Here is an 824-nt window from a genome sequence, read left to right as displayed (position 1 = left end):
GGTCACAGGTTGTTGCCACCTCACCGAGCCTTATCGCAGGCTACCACGTCTTTCATCGCCTCTGGCTGCCTAGGCATCCACCGTGTGCGCTTCATTGCTTGACCCTATAACCCGAAGGAGTCTGGATATCGCAATGATCACGTTTCATTTTGCCGGATACGCTTGAGACGTATCACAATTTAAGACGCACTTCTTACGAAGTGTTCTTGTCAGCATGATATACATTGTTAAAGAGCAGCTGTTCAATGAACAGTGATAAGGCGGCGTGCGATAACTAAAACAACGGCTACAACACAGCGACTTATCAATGGTCACGAAACATTCACAAACGGTATTGAAGGTTAAACAGGGTAGTAACGTAATGGTGGAGCCAAGCGGGATCGAACCGCTGACCTCCTGCGTGCAAGGCAGGCGCTCTCCCAGCTGAGCTATGGCCCCATCTAGTCACTCTTAGTCACACTCACCTCTGGCCAATTTTATTTAGCGCAAGGCATTTTATGACGACGCATAGCCTACTATGCGAGTTATAAAATAACGCAGCGATAAATAAAATTTGGTGGGTCTGGGCAGACTTGAACTGCCGACCTCACCCTTATCAGGGGTGCGCTCTAACCAACTGAGCTACAGACCCAAGAGGGGATCGTGCTTTTACCGTTTGCTCTATATCTGATCAGGTAATTCATTGTGGACGCTTACCGACTGTGACGCATCGTTTAAGGAGGTGATCCAGCCGCAGGTTCCCCTACGGCTACCTTGTTACGACTTCACCCCAGTCATGAACCACACCGTGGTGATCGCCCTCTTGCGTTAGGCTAACCACTTCT

The 824-nt window shown here is 49.4% G+C and carries 2 tRNA genes and 2 rRNA genes; all 4 read right to left on the bottom strand.

Going from position 1 to position 824, the window contains the following annotated elements:
- A 23S ribosomal RNA gene (locus E0L35_RS25365) occupies positions 1-104 on the bottom strand; the annotation flags it as partial.
- A gap of 258 nt (positions 105-362) precedes the next feature.
- Positions 363-438 (bottom strand) — tRNA-Ala (locus E0L35_RS25360).
- A gap of 116 nt (positions 439-554) precedes the next feature.
- A tRNA-Ile gene (locus E0L35_RS25355) sits at positions 555-631 on the bottom strand.
- Between the two features lie 83 nt (positions 632-714).
- Positions 715-824, bottom strand: a 16S ribosomal RNA gene (locus E0L35_RS25350); the annotation flags it as partial.

This window comes from Halomonas sp. ATBC28, from assembly GCF_005937175.1.
Classification (GTDB): Bacteria; Pseudomonadota; Gammaproteobacteria; order Pseudomonadales; family Halomonadaceae; genus Vreelandella; species Vreelandella titanicae.
The sequence above is the reverse complement of the archived record's forward strand: the minus strand, read 5'-3'. Positions and strand labels throughout refer to the sequence as shown.